Here is a 16992-nt window from a genome sequence, read left to right as displayed (position 1 = left end):
AGAATTAAAGGAGAAAAACATGACATTTGAAGAGATCCTGCCTGGATTAAAGGCTAAGAAAAAATATGTACGAACTGGTTGGGGAGGTGCGGAAAACTATGTCCAACTCTTTGATACCATCGAGCAAAATGGGCTTGCACTTGAAGTGACACCTTATTTCCTAATCAACGTGTCTGGAGAAGGAGAAGGTTTTTCCATGTGGAGTCCGACACCTTGTGATGTTTTGGCGACAGATTGGGTAGAAGTGCATGGCTAAACGTGTACTCATTACAGGAGTGAGTTCAGGGATTGGTCTGGCTCAAGCTCGCCTCTTTTTAGAGAATAGCTATCAAGTTTACGGAGTTGACCAAGGTGAAAATCCACTATTAGAGGGTGATTTCCATTTTTTACAGAGAGATTTGACTTTGGACTTGGAGCCTATTTTTGACTGGTGTCCTCAGGTTGATGTTTTGTGCAATACTGCTGGAGTTTTGGATGCTTATAAACCCCTATTGGAACAGACAGCGCAGGAAATTCAAGAGATTTTTGAAATCAACTATATGACTCCTGTTGAGTTGACTCGTTATTATTTGACACAAATGCTGGAGAATAAAAAAGGAATTATTATCAATATGTGCTCCATTGCTTCGAGCCTAGCAGGCGGTGGTGGACACGCCTATACCTCATCTAAGCATGCCTTAGCTGGCTTTACTAAGCAGTTGGCTCTAGACTATGCAGAAGCTGGGATTCAGGTCTTTGGTATCGCTCCAGGAGCAGTCAAGACGGGTATGACCGTTGCGGACTTTGAACCAGGTGGTTTAGCGGACTGGGTGGCTAGTGAAACGCCAATCAAACGCTGGATTGAGCCAGAGGAAATAGCAGAAATCAGCCTTTTCTTAGCAAGTGAGAAAGCGAGTGCCATGCAAGGACAAATCCTTACAATAGATGGCGGCTGGTCTTTGAAGTAGGAGGATCTGATGGAAATCAAAAGACACTTTGGAGTCTACGCTGTTTGCTTTGAAAATGGGAAGTTACTCTGCATTGAAAAAACGAGAGGCCCTTATCAACATCGGTATGACCTACCTGGAGGCAGTCAGCAACTTGGTGAAGGCCTGACGGAAACGCTGACTAGAGAAGTTATGGAAGAGACGGGATTTACTGTTAGAAGCTACTCTAATCCTCGAATCTACGATGTTTTCGTCAGGGAAGAGTTAAAAAATTTTATGGTTCACCATATCATGGCCTTGTATGATGTAGAAATGAATGAGAGTGCACCTCAAGTTACGACTTCGGAAGCTGTGTCTGATGGTGCGAATGATTCACTTGGATATATTTGGATGGATATTCAAGAGATTACAGAAGAAAATGTATCGCCATTAGTCTTGAAGGTTAAGTCTGAATTATTAGGACTTCCAGAACTGGACAAGACTTCTTACATGAATTGGAAGGTGAAGTAGGAGGATAATGGAACTATTTAAAACATGGAAGAAAAATATGGTTCTCTATGGTCTTAAATCTCAAATTGGAACTGTCTACCGAAACAATGATAGGACAACAAGCTTTTATGATGTTGGGAATTTTCTATACCTAGCAGGGGAGTTGGATTCCAGATTTTGGGAAGATTTTGTTAGAAAATATGGTTTAGATTATAAGATTATTATTTCAGAAAATACTAATTGGCAAGATTTTCTGCATCGAAAAGTGGGGCTAAATTCTTTTACTCGCTATTCTTTTAAAGATAAGGCAAATTTTCAAGTTGAATTTTTAAATAATCTAGTTACTCATTTAGAGGAAGGTTACAATATTGTGCCTATTGATAATCATATTTATAACTGCTTTTCTACGGAAGAATGGTCACAGGATTTACAGGGGGATTTTGAGTCCTATCAGGATTTTGTTTTAAAAGGTGGATTTGGCTTTGTGATTCTTAAAAATAATGAACTGATTGCTGGAATTTCCTCAGGGTTAGTTTACCGTGAAGCAGTTGAAGTGGAAGTTGCAACTAGACCAAACGAACAAGGAAATGGATTTGCTAAAAAGCTTGGTGCTGCAATGATTCTAGAGAGTTTAAATAGAGATATGTTTCCACTTTGGGATGCTCATAATGAGGCTTCCAAAAAAGTAGCAGAATTTTTAGGATATGAGTTAGCTGAACCTTATGAAGCTTTTGAACTAGAGGAAATTTTGACATAATTATATATGATGTTGTATCTTTTAAGACGAGGTGAATGGCTATGAAAAACCAACTTGCCCTTAGTGGCGAAAAAATTCTTGAAAAAATTTATCCTCAACTATTTCACCACGTCGGCATGATTCGTGGGGAATATTTTTTGAGAGAGCTCAATCAAAACATCCTATTACCAAGTTGTCAGGAATTTGTAAAAGATTATCTAGACACAATCTGCTCCTTGTACTCAGATGAAGAAGTCTGGTATCGTTTTTCTGAATTAACGAATACAGAAGCTAATTGTCTAAAGGGGACTAAAGAGTATTTTGATGAAAATCATCCCTTATTTGGATATAGAGGGACTAGGCGTTTACTGGCGTGTCCGGATGAATTTCAGGCTGAAGCACATGTCGTTACAGAAGTTCATCAAAACAATCCCAATCTATCTGTTATCTTTCCTTTTGTCAATGATGCTGAGCAGTTAAAGCAAGCTATTACAGTATTGCGTCAGCATGGTTTTACTGGGAAAATTGCCACGATGATTGAATTACCGTCAGCTTATTTTGACTTGGACAGGATACTGGAAACGGGCATTTCAAAGATTATAGTTGGAATGAATGATTTGACTTCTTTTGTTTTTGCCACTGTGAGAAACAGTCAATGGCATGATATGGAAAGTCCAATAATGTTAGATATGCTAAGAGATATGCAGGATAAAGCAGGGATGAAAAAGATTGATTTTGCTGTAGCAGGCTATCTGAATACTTCTTTCATACAAAAAATGAATCAGATGGGTATCGAATGCATTCTCCATTACAGTTCTATTCCGGAGATTTTTGATTTAGAAATTGACCATCCAGACCATCTTAAACACATAAAAGAAGAAAGTAAAAAATTACAAAGGAGCACCCATGACACCGCAAGAAATGTGGAATAAATACAAGCAAATCAATCCTTCAATCGGAGATGAAATCGATGCCTGGGCTTTTGGAGTGGAAGCCGATCTCTTGGCAGATTTGGTTTTAAAAGGAGAAAAGACTGCAACAGCATCAGCCTACGATCTCTACGCACTAGAAGCCGAGTCTCTTCCTCAAGAAGGGACATTTGATGTTATTTTAGACAGTCAAAATCAGGCTGTCTGTATTGTCGAAATTACAAAGGTTTCTGTCCAGCCCTTCAATCAAGTTTCTGCACAACATGCCTTTAAGGAAGGCGAGGGAGACAAATCTTTAGCCTATTGGCGTCAGGTTCATGAGGACTTTTTCACAGAGTGGATGAGGGAGGCAGGACAGACTTTTACACCTGACAGCAAAGTTGTTTTAGAAGAATTTCGCAAGGTCTACCCCCTGTAGACTGCTAGACGGAAGAAAGTTTTAGAAATCGCCGTCCAATCCTTTTTTCTCAAGTGAAATATGATATAATAAGTTTGTTTGAAGAAGAGCTCTAGCTCTTAAACTTAGAATAGGAGAAAACTATGCAAGCAGTTGAACATTTTATTAAGCAATTTGTTCCAGAACATTATGATTTATTTTTAGACTTGAGTCGTGAGACCAAGACGTTTTCTGGGAAGGTGACCATCACTGGTCAAGCACAGAGTGACCGTATTTCCCTTCACCAAAAAGACTTGGAAATCGCTTCTGTAGAAGTTGCAGGTCAAGCTCGTCCATTTACAGTTGACCATGATAATGAAGCCCTTCATATCGAATTGGCTGAGGCTGGTCAAGTTGAATTGGTTCTTGTCTTTTCTGGTAAAATTACAGATAACATGACAGGGATTTATCCTTCATACTACACAGTTGATGGTGTCAAGAAGGAAGTCTTGTCAACACAATTCGAGAGCCACTTTGCGCGCGAAGCTTTCCCATGTGTGGATGAGCCTGAAGCCAAGGCAACCTTTGACCTCTCTCTTCGCTTTGACCAAGCAGAAGGTGAATTGGCCTTGTCAAACATGCCAGAAATCGATGTTGAAAACCGTAAGGAAACAGGTATCTGGAAGTTTGAGACAACACCTCGCATGTCTTCTTACTTGTTGGCCTTTGTTGCTGGTGATTTGCAAGGGGTGACGGCTAAAACTAAAAACGGTACCCTCGTAGGTGTTTATTCAACCAAAGCTCATCCACTATCAAACCTTGATTTCTCACTGGATATTGCTGTTCGCTCTATCGAGTTTTACGAAGATTACTATGGAGTTAAGTACCCAATCCCTCAATCTCTCCACATCGCCCTTCCTGACTTCTCAGCTGGAGCTATGGAAAACTGGGGTCTTGTGACCTACCGTGAAGTTTGCTTAATTGTAGATGAAAACTCTACCTTTGCCAGTCGTCAACAAGTTGCCCTTGTTGTGGCCCATGAATTGGCTCACCAATGGTTTGGTAACCTCGTAACTATGAAATGGTGGGATGACCTTTGGCTCAATGAAAGCTTTGCTAATATGATGGAGTACGTCTGTGTGGACGCTATTGAACCAAGCTGGAATATCTTTGAAGATTTCCAAACAGGTGGAGTGCCTCACGCTCTTGAACGAGATGCGACTGATGGTGTTCAGTCTGTCCACGTCGAAGTTAAACATCCAGATGAAATCAATACGCTCTTTGACGGAGCTATCGTCTATGCCAAAGGAAGTCGGCTCATGCACATGCTTCGTCGTTGGCTAGGTGATGCCGATTTTGCCAAAGGTTTGCACGCTTACTTTGAAAAACACCAATACAACAACACCATTGGTAGTGACCTTTGGGATGCCCTTGGTCAAGCATCTGGCCGTGATGTCGCAGCTTTCATGGATTCTTGGTTGGAACAGCCTGGTTACCCAGTTCTTACTGTCAAAGTTGAAAATGATGTTTTGAAGATTTCACAAAAACAATTCTTCATCGGTGAGCACGAGGATAAGAACCGTCTCTGGGTTGTGCCACTAAACAGCAACTGGAAAGGCTTGCCTGATACACTTGAAACTGAAAGCATCGAAATTCCAGGCTACGCAGCTCTTCTTGCTGAAAACAAAGGAGCTCTTCGTCTCAACACAGAAAATACAGCCCACTACATTACAGACTATCAAGGAGACTTGTTGGATGCAGTTCTTGCTGACCTAGTTGAGCTTGATAACACAAGTAAACTGCAAATCGTCCAAGAACGTCGTTTACTTGCTGAAGCAGGGCACATTTCTTATGCTGACTTGCTCCCAGTCCTTGATAAACTTGCTAAGGAAGAGTCTTACCTTGTCGTTTCCGCTGTTTCTCAAGTGATTTCTGCTCTTGAGCGCTTTATCGATGAAGGAACAGAAGCTGAAAGAGCCTTCAAAGCCTTGGTTGCTAAATTAGCTCGTCACAACTATGACCGTCTTGGTTTTGAAGCTAAAGATGGCGAATCGGATGAGGATGAATTGGTTCGTCAGTTGGCTGTTTCGATGATGATTCGCTCAAATGATGCAGAAGCTAGTCAAGTCGCTAGCCAAATCTTCGCGGCTCACAAGGAGAATCTTGCAGGACTTCCAGCAGCAATTCGCTCACAAGTTCTGATCAATGAGATGAAACATCATGAGACTAAAGACTTGTTAGCACTTTATCTTGATACTTATACTCACGCAACAGATGCTGTCTTTAAACGCCAGTTGGCAGCAGCTCTTGCATATAGTACAGATGCGGACAATATCCAAACCTTGATTGCTTCTTGGAAGGACAAATTTGTGGTCAAACCACAAGACTTGTCAGCTTGGTATAATCATTTCCTATCTCATCAAGCAACTCAGGAAACAGCTTGGTCTTGGGCGCGTGAAAACTGGGCTTGGATTAAGGCAGCTCTTGGAGGAGATATGAGCTTTGATAGCTTTGTTATCCTTCCTGCTCACGTATTTAAGACTCAGCAACGTTTGGCAGAGTACAAGGAATTCTTTGAGCCACAACTTTCTGACCTTGCTCTTAGCCGTAACATCGGTATGGGAATCAAGGAAATTGCAGCGCGTGTTGACTTGATTAACCGTGAAAAAGCTGCAGTGGAAGCAGTCGTTCTTCAATACGAAAATGCATAAATAAGCCTAAAATAAAAAGAAAACTCAGCTATCTCATGTAAAATGCAGAGAGTTGAGTTTTTTTTAAGGCAAATTTGGTATAATAGTTTTAATAAGGAGGAGTTTCTCATGATAAAAATCTTATTGGTTGAGGATGACCTAGGTCTGTCAAATTCAGTATTTGACTTTTTAGACGATTTTGCGGATGTTATGCAGGTATTTGATGGGGAAGAGGGTCTCTACGAAGCTGAAAGTGGTGTCTATGACTTGATTTTGCTGGATTTGATGTTGCCAGAAAAAAATGGTTTCCAAGTCTTAAAAGAATTGCGTGAAAAGGGAATTACGACACCAGTTCTGATTATGACTGCCAAGGAAAGTTTGGATGACAAAGGACATGGATTTGAACTGGGAGCGGATGATTATCTGACCAAGCCTTTCTACCTAGAAGAACTCAAAATGCGGATTCAGGCCCTTCTCAAACGTTCAGGTAAGTTTAATGAAAATACGCTATCTTATGGAGATATTCTCATCAATTTATCAACCAATACCGTTAAGGTTGAAGATACTCCAGTCGAATTGCTGGGGAAAGAGTTCGATTTACTAGTTTATTTCCTTCAAAATCAAAATGTTATTTTGCCTAAGACGCAGATTTTTGATCGTCTATGGGGATTTGATAGTGACACAACGATTTCAGTTGTCGAAGTTTATGTTTCAAAAATCCGTAAGAAATTAAAAGGAACCACTTTTGCAGAGAATTTGCAAACCTTGCGCAGTGTTGGGTATATTTTAAAAGATGTTCAGTAAACTAAAAAAAACATGGTATGCGGATGATTTTAGTTATTTTATCCGCAACTTTGGTGTCTTCACTCTGATTTTCTCTACAATGACTCTGATTATTTTGCAGGTCATGCATTCGAGTCTCTATACTTCGGTGGATGATAAACTCCACGGACTGAGTGAAAATCCTCAAGCAGTTATTCAACTGGCAGTGAATAGGGCAACAGAAGAGATTAAAGATTTAGAAAATGCTAGGGCGGACGCTAGTAAAGTAGAAATAAAACCTAATGTCAGTTCCAATACGGAAGTCATTCTCTTTGATAAGAACTTTACTCAACTTCTTTCTGGAAATCGATTTTTGGGCTTGGATAAGATTAAGTTAGAGAAGAAAGAACTAGGACATATCTATCAGATTCAGGTTTTTAATAGCTATGGACAGGAAGAAATCTATCGCATGATTTTGATGGAAACCAATATCAGTTCGGTTTCAACCAATATCAAGTATGCTGCTGTCTTGATAAATACCAGTCAGTTGGAGCAGGCCAGTCAAAAGCATGAGCAATTGATTGTGGTCGTGATGGCTAGTTTCTGGATTTTGTCTTTGCTTGCCAGTCTCTATCTAGCTAGGGTCAGTGTTCGTCCTCTGCTTGAGAGTATGCAGAAGCAACAGTCCTTTGTGGAAAATGCCAGTCATGAGTTACGGACTCCACTTGCAGTTTTGCAAAATCGCTTAGAGACCCTCTTTCGTAAGCCAGAAGCTACCATTATGGATGTGAGTGAAAGCATTGCATCGAGTTTGGAAGAAGTCCGAAATATGCGGTTTTTGACGACAAACTTGTTGAATTTAGCTCGGAGAGATGATGGGATTAAGCCGGAACTTGCAGAAGTTCCAACCAGTTTTTTCAATACGACTTTCACAAACTATGAGATGATTGCTTCTGAAAATGACCGTGTCTTTCGTTTTGAAAATCGGATCCATCGTCCGATTGTCACAGATCAGCTTCTCTTGAAGCAGTTGATGACCATCCTATTTGATAATGCTGTCAAGTATACTGAAGAGGATGGTGAGATTGATTTTCTTATCTCGGCGACCGATCGTAATCTGTATTTGCTAGTTTCCGATAATGGAGTCGGTATTTCGACAGAAGATAAGAAGAAAATTTTTGATCGTTTTTATCGAGTCGACAAGGCTAGAACCCGTCAAAAAGGTGGTTTTGGTTTAGGATTGTCCCTAGCCAAGCAAATTGTAGATGCCTTAAAAGGAACCATTACTGTTAAAGATAATAAGCCAAAGGGAACAATCTTTGAAGTGAAGATTGCCATCCACACATCATCTAAAAAGAAAAAATAAACATATCGCTCCGGATGGGGCGATATTTTGTATTATGTGACTTTCGGTCCGTCTCACTAAGTCAGGTGTGAGACAGGCAAACCACCCACTATGCGGGTGCGCGTCGAAGGTTATACCAAAAAAACTCCGAACGCGATACAATAAAGGTGTTAAAGCCAATTGTAAAGCGAAAGGAGAAAAATATGGCACAAAAGGCTCATAGTTTATCGCACACAAAGTGGCACTGTTCTATCATATTGTGTTCACCCCTAAGTATAGACGAAAAGTCATCTATAATCAATATCGAAGTAGTTTAGGCGAAATATTTCATCGTTTGTGTAGTTATAAAGGAGTTGAAATTATCCAGTGAATGATTTCTTCACGAGTATGAAAATTTGAGAACTAGTAAAGCATGATATAGTACTAGAGAAATTAAGTGTAAAAGAATATGAGGATTCTTTTAGGGATAGTAGTAAGTAATACTAAAGCTTCTTTAAGATGCAAGTGACGAGTCAAGAGCAATAAGGCTTGAGCAAAGTGAAAGTCAGCGTCTTTAGGCGCTGGTTGGTAATTTAGGCAATAATTAAAATGATATAAAAATCTTGACAGATAAGTTTAAAAAAGGTAAACTATTTACTGGTTAATTAAATGGTTAAATAACCAGTTTAGAAAAAATTGTTTAACCGAGAAAAAGAAGTTAAGAAAAAGCTTCATCATTTATTGAAATGAGGGATTTATGAAATTCAGTAAAAAGTATATAGCAGCTGGATCAGCTGTTATCGTATCCTTGAGTCTTTGCGCCTATGCACTGAACCAGCATCGCTCGCAGGAAAATAAGGACAATAATCGTGTCTCTTATGTGGATGGCAGTCAGTCAAGTCAGAAAACTGAAAACCTGACACCAGATCAGGTTAGCCAGAAAGAAGGAATTCAGGCTGAGCAAATTGTCATCAAAATTACAGATCAGGGCTATGTGACGTCACACGGTGACCACTATCATTACTATAATGGGAAAGTTCCTTATGATGCCCTCTTTAGTGAAGAACTTCTGATGAAGGATCCAAACTACCAACTTAAAGATGGAGATATTGTCAATGAGGTCAAGGGTGGCTACATTATCAAGGTCAATGGAAAATATTATGTCTACCTGAAAGATGTAGCTCATGCTGATAATGTTCGAACCAAGGATGAAATCAATCGTCAAAAACAAGAACATGTCAAAGATAATGAGAAGGTCAGCTCTGATGTTGCTGTAGCAAGGTCTCAGGGACGCTATACGACAGATGATGGTTATGTCTTTAATCCAGCTGATATTATCGAAGATACTGGTGATGCTTATATCGTTCCTCACGGAGGTCACTACCACTATATTCCAAAAAGTGATTTGTCTGCTAGTGAATTAGCAGCAGCAAAAGCTCATTTAGCTGGCAAAAATACGCAACCGAGCCAGTTAAGCTATTCTTCAGCAGCTAGTGACAATAATACGCAATCTGTAGCACAAGGCTCAACTAGCAAGCCAGCAAATAAAGCTGAAAATCTCCAAAGTCTTTTGAAAGAACTCTATGATTCACCTAGTGACCAACGTTACAGTGAATCAGATGGCTTAGTCTTTGACCCTGCTAAGATTATCAGTCGTACACCAAATGGAGTTGCGATTCCGCATGGCGACCATTACCACTTTATTCCTTACAGCAAACTTTCCGCTTTAGAAGAAAAGATTGCTAGAATGGTGCCTATCGGTGGAACTGGTTCTACAAATGAAAAACCTAATGAAGTAGCGTCTAGTCTTGGAAGTCTTTCAAGCAATCCATCTACTTTGAATAGTGCCTCATTACTTACAAATAAGCCTATCTCTTCAACATCTGATGGTTATATCTTTAATCCTAAAGATATTGTCGAAGAAACAGCCACAGCTTATATTGTAAGACATGGTGATCATTTCCATTACATTCCTAAGTCGAATCAAATTGGACAACCGACTCTTCCAAACAATGGTCTAGCAACACCTTCGCCATCTCTTCCAATCAATCCAGGAACTTCACATGAGGAACATGAAGAAGGTGGACACGGCTTTGATGCTAATCGTATTATCGCTGAAGATGAATCAGGATTTATCATGAGTCACGGTAATCATAATCATTACTTCTTCAAGAAAGATTTGACAGCAGAGCAAATTAAGGCCGCACAGGATCATTTGAGAGGTAAAACGCCAGTAACACCAAATCCAGCTCATGATGACGATCACGATGAAGATCATCATGGACACCATCATGATGAAGACCATGATCACGGCTTTGATGCCGATCGTGTCATTAGTGAGGATGATCAAGGATTTGTCATGAGTCACGGAGACCATAATCATTATTTCTTCAAGAAAGATTTGACAGCAGAGCAAATTAAGGCCGCACAGGATCATTTGAAAACACATCATGATGCAGAGCCTGTTCAACCACTTGCAAAATCTGTTGAATCATTCTCTAAAGATGCTAGTGATGAAGAAAAGATTGCTTACATTTCTAAGACCTATGGTGTTCCACTTGAAGCTATTAGAATTTCAAATGGATTCTTTGTCTTTGGAAATCCAGACCAAGCCTACGATCCGACTCATATCCACCCATATGCTGTTCGTAAGGAACACGTTCGACTTCCACTCCAAACTGGAAATCCAGAACTTGATTTCCTAAATGAACTCTATACGACTGCCTTACGTGATGGTGTGTCTCCTTATAGTTTGCAGGTAGAAAATGGTAGTTTTGTGATCCCTCATGGAGACCACAATCACTACATCAAAGTGCAAACTAAGGGATATGAAGTAGCGTTGAAAAACAAGATTCCAGCCCTACAATCCAATTATCAACCTGGAGCCTTTGATGAGAAAACAGTCTTAGCAAAAGTAGAACAACTTCTAGCTGATAGCAGAATTATCTATAAAGACAAACCTATCGAACAAAGACAGATTGAGTTAGCCTTAGGTCAGTTTACTGAAAATATGAAGAAACTGGCAACCAACTCTACTGTGGGTTATCTAAAAACACTTGACCTCTTTGATAAACAATACATCCATATTGATGAAAGTGTCAAACCTGTTGAAACAAGTGCTTTAGATAAGAAATATCAATCCTTGATTGATAAAATCAATACGCTAGATACAGACACTTATGGACTTCCTAAGAAAGACCTTCTCGTTCGACTCCAGGAAGCTAAGTTGGCTAAAGATGAGGCTGCTTTAGCAGCGGTTGAATCACAACTTCAAGCTCTTCAAGACTTTAATGATCGTACTGGTGATACAACAGTGGAATACATCAAGTACTTCTATGAGAATGTAAATGATAGTCGTTTAAATGAGGATCTTCGTAATAAAGTAGCTAATTTGACTTTTACTTTATATCAATCCCAATCCTTCCGTAAGGCTGTGGACTTGAATAAACTGTTCCCAAGCATTTATCAAACAAAACAAGAAGTAGAAGAGGCTTTGAAAAATCAGCCAGCTTCTACAAAAGTAAATGAAACAGTTTTAGATAAAGAAAAAGTTGATAACCAATCTGCTAAGCAAGCGATTTATGAATTTTTGAAAGATCTTTATCCTGATCTTAAAAAAGAAGAACATGTCAATCATATTAGCAAGGAAGAAGTAGAAAGTCTTTTGAGCAAGGCAAATCAACTCTTGGAACAACTCCAAGAAGAAGGAATCAGACAATCCTTGGCAGAAGAAGTAGAAAATCTCAAAGCTGCCACAAACAAGGCTGATGCAGACTTGGATGAAGTAAACAGCCAGGTAAAAGATGTCTTGACTCGTATCGCTAGTGCCCTTCAACAAGAAAAGGAAAATGCAGAGCAAGATCCTCAGACACTTGTACTCTATCAAAAACTCTACGATATTCTCATATCGCTTCACTCTTATTTAGAAAGTAATAATGGTTCTGATGAGGACTTTGATAAAGTGGATGCATTACTAGATCAACTTTCTGCTAAGAGTAAAGACAAAGCAGCTTTACTTGAATTGACAAAAGCTATTCTAGTTTTGAATCACCAAATCCAGTCAAAAGCTAGCGCAAGTGAAGAAACAAGTCCAGCAAGAAATGCTGAAGCAAATGGTGATAACACCAGTGTTGAGAACCAACCAAATGTAGCTACAGAATCTAACAGTGAAACTGCAAGCGACGAAAACAAACCAAGCAACACAACAGATTCTAAACCTGCTGAATCAACTTCAGAAAATGAAACAGCATAATCTGCAACAAGTACTGGAAACTAAGAAAAACCAGTAGAATAAAAAAGTTGGTAGATAAAAAGTTTGTGGTCGGAGATCTAGGAGATTTTCCCATTCAAGGCTGTTTCCTATTTCTCATTGTAATTATAAACCATGGCAACATAAGAAAACGAGCATTTCCAACTGAGGAGGTGCTCGTTTTTTGATAGTTAGTAGTAGTTTTTATCCGTCTATTTAGAGTTGATTACAAATGATCTTGAAAGAAATTATTGACTTGAATGTGGATATAAGATTTATTCACTGATTATAATGTTTAAATAGCGCTCCAAAGCAAAGAATTATCCTCATGAGTATGAATCTTATAAATTAACTAGCTCCAAACCGTGTTCTGTTATGCGATAGATGATTGAGCAAACTTCTTTTAAGAAACGACGGTCATGCGAAACAGTGATGAGACCACCAGGATAGGTGGCAAAGAGTTTTCTGATTTGGGGTTGAGAAGTGGGAGAAAAGTTTCGTGTGGGTTCATCCAAAAGGAGAAAGTTTGGTTTGCACAAGACTAAATCCAAAAGCAGGAGTTTACCCTGTTGTCCGCCAGATAAGGAGCGAATTTGATGCTGCATTTCTGGATAACTGAAATTGAGACTGGCTAAGTGAGATTGGATTTTCTGTAGTTCCTCTTTTTCTCCAGTTTTGCTGAGATAGGCTATTGGGGATAAATCCAATTGCAGTTTTTTGTGGTAATCTTGTGGCATAAAACCAAGTAAAATCTCTCTTTTATCATTAAAAAGTTGCTGTAACTTGGCTAACAGAGTTGATTTTCCAACACCATTTGGGCCGATGATACCAATTTTTTCTTGGCCACGGACAGTTAATTGTAGTTCTTGCACCAAAATTCGCTCGCCAATGGACAAATTTTCTTTTTCCAGTTGGATTAAGACTTTAGAAGTCGCTAATGGCTGTATATCTGAGAAGAAAAGTCTGATTTCTTCCTCTTCAAGTGGTTTTTGGGTCATGGACTGAGCTATCTTTTCAAAGCGTTTTTCTTGAGAGAGAACATTTTTCATTTTTTTAGCCAATAGGCGACCGGCAGTACTGTCTTTAGTAGCTCGAAGCGCAGTTTCTACATTTTGCTTGACTCGTCGATGTTTTTCCATAGTTTTATCGTAGGCTCTTTGGTCGTTAGCTGCTTGCTGGCTTTGTTTGGCAAAATTAGCCTTTCTCTGTTCACTATAGCGATCATAGTCTAAGTGCTCTACTAGCGTTTCTGCTTCTTTACGGTGCTTGACCAGTCGCAAGTGGACAATAGTGTCTGCCGTTTCAGACAGAAAGTCCTCATCATGGGAGATGAAAATAACAGTTTGCCGAATCTTTCGAATCTGACCTTTTAGCCAATCAACTGTTTCAAGGTCCAGGTCATTTGAAGGTTCATCTAAAAATAGAATCTCAAAGGGTTTAGCTAACTCATGGATAAGCTGAATTTTCAAAGCTTCGCCCCCTGATAGACTGCCAATCTCTTGGTCACTAGCAAAACGATTGCTATCAAAATGCAACTCCTCCGCCAAACGATAGAGGATACTGTAGTCTAAATCAGCAGGATCTAAGAAAAAGTAGTCGTGTAGAGTTTTCTTTTTCAGCTTTTCGGGAAGTTTTTGAGGAATATAGGCCAGTGACTGATAGTCAGACTGGATGTCTCCTCTGATAGTGAAATCAGGTAAAGTTTCTCCCATTAAAGTTTTAAGTAAGGTGGATTTGCCATTTCCTTCTTCGCCAATAATAGTGACCTTTTCCCCAGCTTGGATGGTCATACTTAAGTCAGAGACAAGGTCTCGTAAATCTTTGTTTTGAGTGATGGTCAGGTGATTGATTTTTATCATATGATTGCCCTTTCTAGAATGTCCATAGTGCATAATAAAAAGCTCTACTTTACCTAGTAGAGCCCAAAGTCTATGTCAAAAAAACTCTATTAAAATGCCAGAAAAAGAGCATAAAAGAGCAAATAAAAAGAGACAAAAACAAGATCTACTAAATAAAGGTTCTTTATTTGATAGACTTAGTTGTTCATGTCTCCCTTACCTCCGAGTATTAGTATCTTTATACTATACCTTTCAGGAAATTTTGTCAACAGAAAACTGGAAATTCTATGCTCTAAAATCCAAAAACAGGTCCATAGAGACTTAGTACGTGTTTGACATGCTCGTAATGGATTTTATCATAGTTTCGCCAAGCAGTGCGTGCTTGATCGTTTAGTTTTAGGCTACCCAGTCCAATCAGAGGACTGGTGGGTTGGTAAAATTTCTCAAGATCAATTAAGATACTGTTGTTCAACTTTTCCGTTTTTTTGAGCTCTTGCATAGTAGTGTTTAGCAGCTCTTGTAGTCTAATATCATCTGCCGTACCCTGTTTACAGTTTTGGTAGCTTTTATTTAACTTGGATAGGAGTTGAATGAGTTTCTTGTCTTCCATGTGAGCATCCTCCTTGATCTGATGTAGTATAGCAATAAAAAAAACAAAAATGTCATAGTAAATATGTAAAAAATTCGAATGTTATTTACAAAGTTTGGTGGGCTGATTTGTAGGCTTTTCATGGTATAATCAAGAGAGTAAATCTTTATGGAGGAAGTATGAAATTAAATATTCAAGAAATTCGTAAGCAGTCTGAAGGCTTGCATTTTGAACAAACGTTAGACCTAGCTGCAGACCTGCGTGCACGTAATCAAGAAATTTTAGATGTAAAAGATATCCTTGCAGTTGGGAAAGTACAGTACGAAGACCGTATGTATTTCTTAGACTATCAACTATCTTATACCATTGTTCTTGCTTCAAGTCGCAGTATGGAGCCAGTTGAGTTAGTTGAATCTTATCCAGTAACGGAAGTTTTCATGGAAGGGGCAACTAATCAGCTAGATCAAGAAGTTTTAGACGATGATTTGGTCCTTCCTATCGAAAATGGAGAACTTGACCTTGCTGAGAGCGTATCAGACAATATCCTACTAAACATTCCTATCAAGGTCTTGACGGCTGAAGAAGAGGCTGGTCAAGGATTTGTTTCAGGAAATGACTGGCAAATCATGACTGAGGAAGAATACCAAGCTCAACAAGCAGTTAAGAAAGAAGAAAACAGTCCTTTTGCTGGCTTACAAGGACTATTTGATGGAGACGAATAATGGTCTTGTCAAAAAAACGAGCACGAAAAGTGCTAGAAGAAATCATTGCTCTTTTTCCAGATGCCAAGCCTAGTCTTGATTTCACCAATCATTTTGAACTTTTGGTTGCGGTCATGTTGTCAGCTCAGACAACGGATGCAGCGGTAAATAAGGCCACACCGGGTCTCTTTGCTGCCTTTCCAACTCCACAAGCCATGTCTGTAGCGACAGAGGGTGAGATTGCCTCACACATTTCTCGTTTGGGACTGTATCGGAATAAGGCTAAATTCCTTAAAAAATGTGCCCAACAGTTACTAGACGATTTTGACGGTCAAGTCCCTCAGACTCGTGAAGAATTAGAAAGTCTGGCAGGTGTTGGTCGCAAGACAGCCAACGTAGTTATGAGTGTGGGCTTTGGAATTCCAGCCTTTGCAGTCGATACTCATGTGGAGCGTATTTGTAAGCACCACGATATTGTCAAAAAATCAGCGACACCTCTTGAGGTGGAAAAGCGGGTCATGGATATCTTACCACCTGAGCAGTGGTTAGCAGCCCATCAGGCCATGATTTATTTTGGAAGAGCCATTTGCCATCCTAAAAATCCAGAGTGTGACCAGTACCCACAGTTATATGATTTTAGCAATTTATAAGATGGTGGCTCAAAAGTTTTTGCTTGATTTTAGGTCTGCTTTGTGCTATAGTATTTGATAACTAAATATTCCTTTAAACCTGTCCCGTGAGGCAGGCAAGGAGCGCGATAAAGTAGAAGGGTGAAGTCTATACTGTTTGCAGTAGGGCTCGCTTGGCTATACATTTCAAGTCTCCTTGTTTAAGGAGACTTTTCTTTTTGGAGGTTTGTCATGAAGACAAAAGAAGTTGTAGACGAATTGACCGTCAAACGAGCGATTACGCGTATTACTTATGAGATTATTGAACGCAACAAAGATTTGAATAAAATCGTCTTGGCTGGTATTAAAACTCGCGGTGTCTTTATAGCCCACCGAATCCAAGAACGTTTGGAGCAGCTAGAAAATCTTTCAGTTCCTGTTGTGGAATTGGATACTAAACCTTTCCGTGATGATATTAAAAGTGGAGAAGATACTTCTTTGGTTTCTGTCGATGTGACAGACCGTGAGGTTATCTTGGTGGATGATGTGCTCTATACAGGCCGTACTATCCGTGCTGCTATTGATAATATTGTAGGTCATGGTCGTCCTGCGCGCGTGAGTTTAGCAGTTCTCGTCGATCGTGGGCATAGAGAATTGCCAATCCGTCCAGATTACGTTGGGAAGAATATCCCAACCAGTCGTTCTGAAGAAATCATCGTGGAGATGGCAGAACTTGATGGCCAAGACAGAGTTCTGATTACTGAAGAAGCTTAGA

General features: G+C 39.5%; 15 protein-coding genes and 1 pseudogene. 14 read left to right on the top strand and 2 right to left on the bottom strand.

Annotated features, from left to right (window positions below; genetic code table 11):
* The first annotated feature begins 19 nt into the window (after positions 1–19).
* From HT722_RS02665 to HT722_RS02615, 11 genes and pseudogenes are all read left to right on the top strand, one after another.
* Positions 20–256, top strand: a complete 237-nt coding sequence (locus HT722_RS02665; RefSeq protein ID WP_172923752.1) for a DUF2829 domain-containing protein — start codon at positions 20–22, stop codon at positions 254–256.
* Positions 249–947 (top strand): 3-oxoacyl-ACP reductase, encoded by a 699-nt coding sequence (locus HT722_RS02660; RefSeq protein ID WP_173277408.1) that lies wholly within the window; start codon positions 249–251, stop codon positions 945–947. Before HT722_RS02665 ends, HT722_RS02660 begins: the two co-directional genes overlap by 8 nt.
* Before the next feature lie 9 nt (positions 948–956).
* Positions 957–1436 (top strand): NUDIX hydrolase, encoded by a 480-nt coding sequence (locus HT722_RS02655; protein WP_173277405.1) that lies wholly within the window; start codon positions 957–959, stop codon positions 1434–1436.
* A gap of 7 nt (positions 1437–1443) precedes the next feature.
* Positions 1444–2172, top strand: a complete 729-nt coding sequence (locus tag HT722_RS02650; protein ID WP_173277403.1) for a GNAT family N-acetyltransferase — start codon at positions 1444–1446, stop codon at positions 2170–2172.
* A gap of 41 nt (positions 2173–2213) precedes the next feature.
* The gene (locus HT722_RS02645; RefSeq protein WP_173277401.1) at positions 2214–3083 is read left to right on the top strand and encodes a putative PEP-binding protein; all 870 of its coding nucleotides are present in this window, start codon (positions 2214–2216) and stop codon (positions 3081–3083) included.
* Positions 3058–3498 (top strand): ASCH domain-containing protein, encoded by a 441-nt coding sequence (locus tag HT722_RS02640; RefSeq protein ID WP_173277399.1) that lies wholly within the window; start codon positions 3058–3060, stop codon positions 3496–3498. Before HT722_RS02645 ends, HT722_RS02640 begins: the two co-directional genes overlap by 26 nt.
* A gap of 122 nt (positions 3499–3620) precedes the next feature.
* Positions 3621–6167, top strand: coding sequence for a M1 family metallopeptidase (locus HT722_RS02635; RefSeq protein ID WP_173277397.1), 2547 nt, complete (start codon positions 3621–3623; stop codon positions 6165–6167).
* A 108-nt stretch (positions 6168–6275) separates the two neighbouring features.
* Positions 6276–6950 carry a two-component system response regulator CiaR gene (ciaR, locus tag HT722_RS02630; protein ID WP_061439305.1) on the top strand — a complete coding sequence of 225 codons (675 nt, stop codon included), beginning with the start codon at positions 6276–6278 and terminating at the stop codon, positions 6948–6950.
* Positions 6940–8274, top strand: a complete 1335-nt coding sequence (gene ciaH, locus HT722_RS02625) for a two-component system sensor histidine kinase CiaH (protein WP_173226549.1) — start codon at positions 6940–6942, stop codon at positions 8272–8274. The genes ciaR and ciaH overlap by 11 nt, the downstream gene beginning before the upstream one ends.
* Before the next feature lie 182 nt (positions 8275–8456).
* A pseudogene (locus HT722_RS10445) lies at positions 8457–8620 on the top strand (transposase); the annotation flags it as partial.
* Positions 8621–8989: 369 nt separating this feature from the next.
* The gene (locus HT722_RS02615; protein WP_173277395.1) at positions 8990–12484 is read left to right on the top strand and encodes a pneumococcal-type histidine triad protein; all 3495 of its coding nucleotides are present in this window, start codon (positions 8990–8992) and stop codon (positions 12482–12484) included.
* Positions 12485–12822: 338 nt separating this feature from the next.
* On the opposite strand, the gene HT722_RS02610 is transcribed toward HT722_RS02615, so the two are convergent.
* Both HT722_RS02610 and HT722_RS02605 read right to left on the bottom strand, forming a co-directional pair.
* Complete coding sequence (locus tag HT722_RS02610; RefSeq protein WP_173277393.1) at positions 12823–14373, bottom strand: ATP-binding cassette domain-containing protein; 1551 nt, start codon at positions 14371–14373, stop codon at positions 12823–12825.
* Between the two features lie 238 nt (positions 14374–14611).
* Positions 14612–14929, bottom strand: a complete 318-nt coding sequence (locus HT722_RS02605; RefSeq protein ID WP_001818871.1) for a hypothetical protein — start codon at positions 14927–14929, stop codon at positions 14612–14614.
* 158 nt (positions 14930–15087) lie between these two features.
* Between HT722_RS02605 and HT722_RS02600 the strand changes: the two genes are divergently transcribed.
* The 3 genes from HT722_RS02600 (at position 15088) to pyrR (ending at position 16991) form a co-directional block, all read left to right on the top strand.
* Positions 15088–15630 (top strand): DUF177 domain-containing protein, encoded by a 543-nt coding sequence (locus HT722_RS02600; protein ID WP_000773212.1) that lies wholly within the window; start codon positions 15088–15090, stop codon positions 15628–15630.
* On the top strand, positions 15630–16259 hold the full coding sequence (nth, locus tag HT722_RS02595) for an endonuclease III (protein WP_033681985.1): 630 nt from the start codon (positions 15630–15632) through the stop codon (positions 16257–16259). Before HT722_RS02600 ends, nth begins: the two co-directional genes overlap by 1 nt.
* A 210-nt stretch (positions 16260–16469) precedes the next feature.
* Positions 16470–16991, top strand: coding sequence for a bifunctional pyr operon transcriptional regulator/uracil phosphoribosyltransferase PyrR (gene pyrR, locus HT722_RS02590; RefSeq protein ID WP_061759127.1), 522 nt, complete (start codon positions 16470–16472; stop codon positions 16989–16991).
* The last annotated feature ends 1 nt before the right edge of the window (position 16992 follow it).

It is taken from the genome of Streptococcus sp. 53, from assembly GCF_013276565.1.
GTDB lineage: Bacteria > Bacillota > Bacilli > Lactobacillales > Streptococcaceae > Streptococcus.
This window is presented reverse-complemented; position numbering and strand designations above follow the sequence as displayed.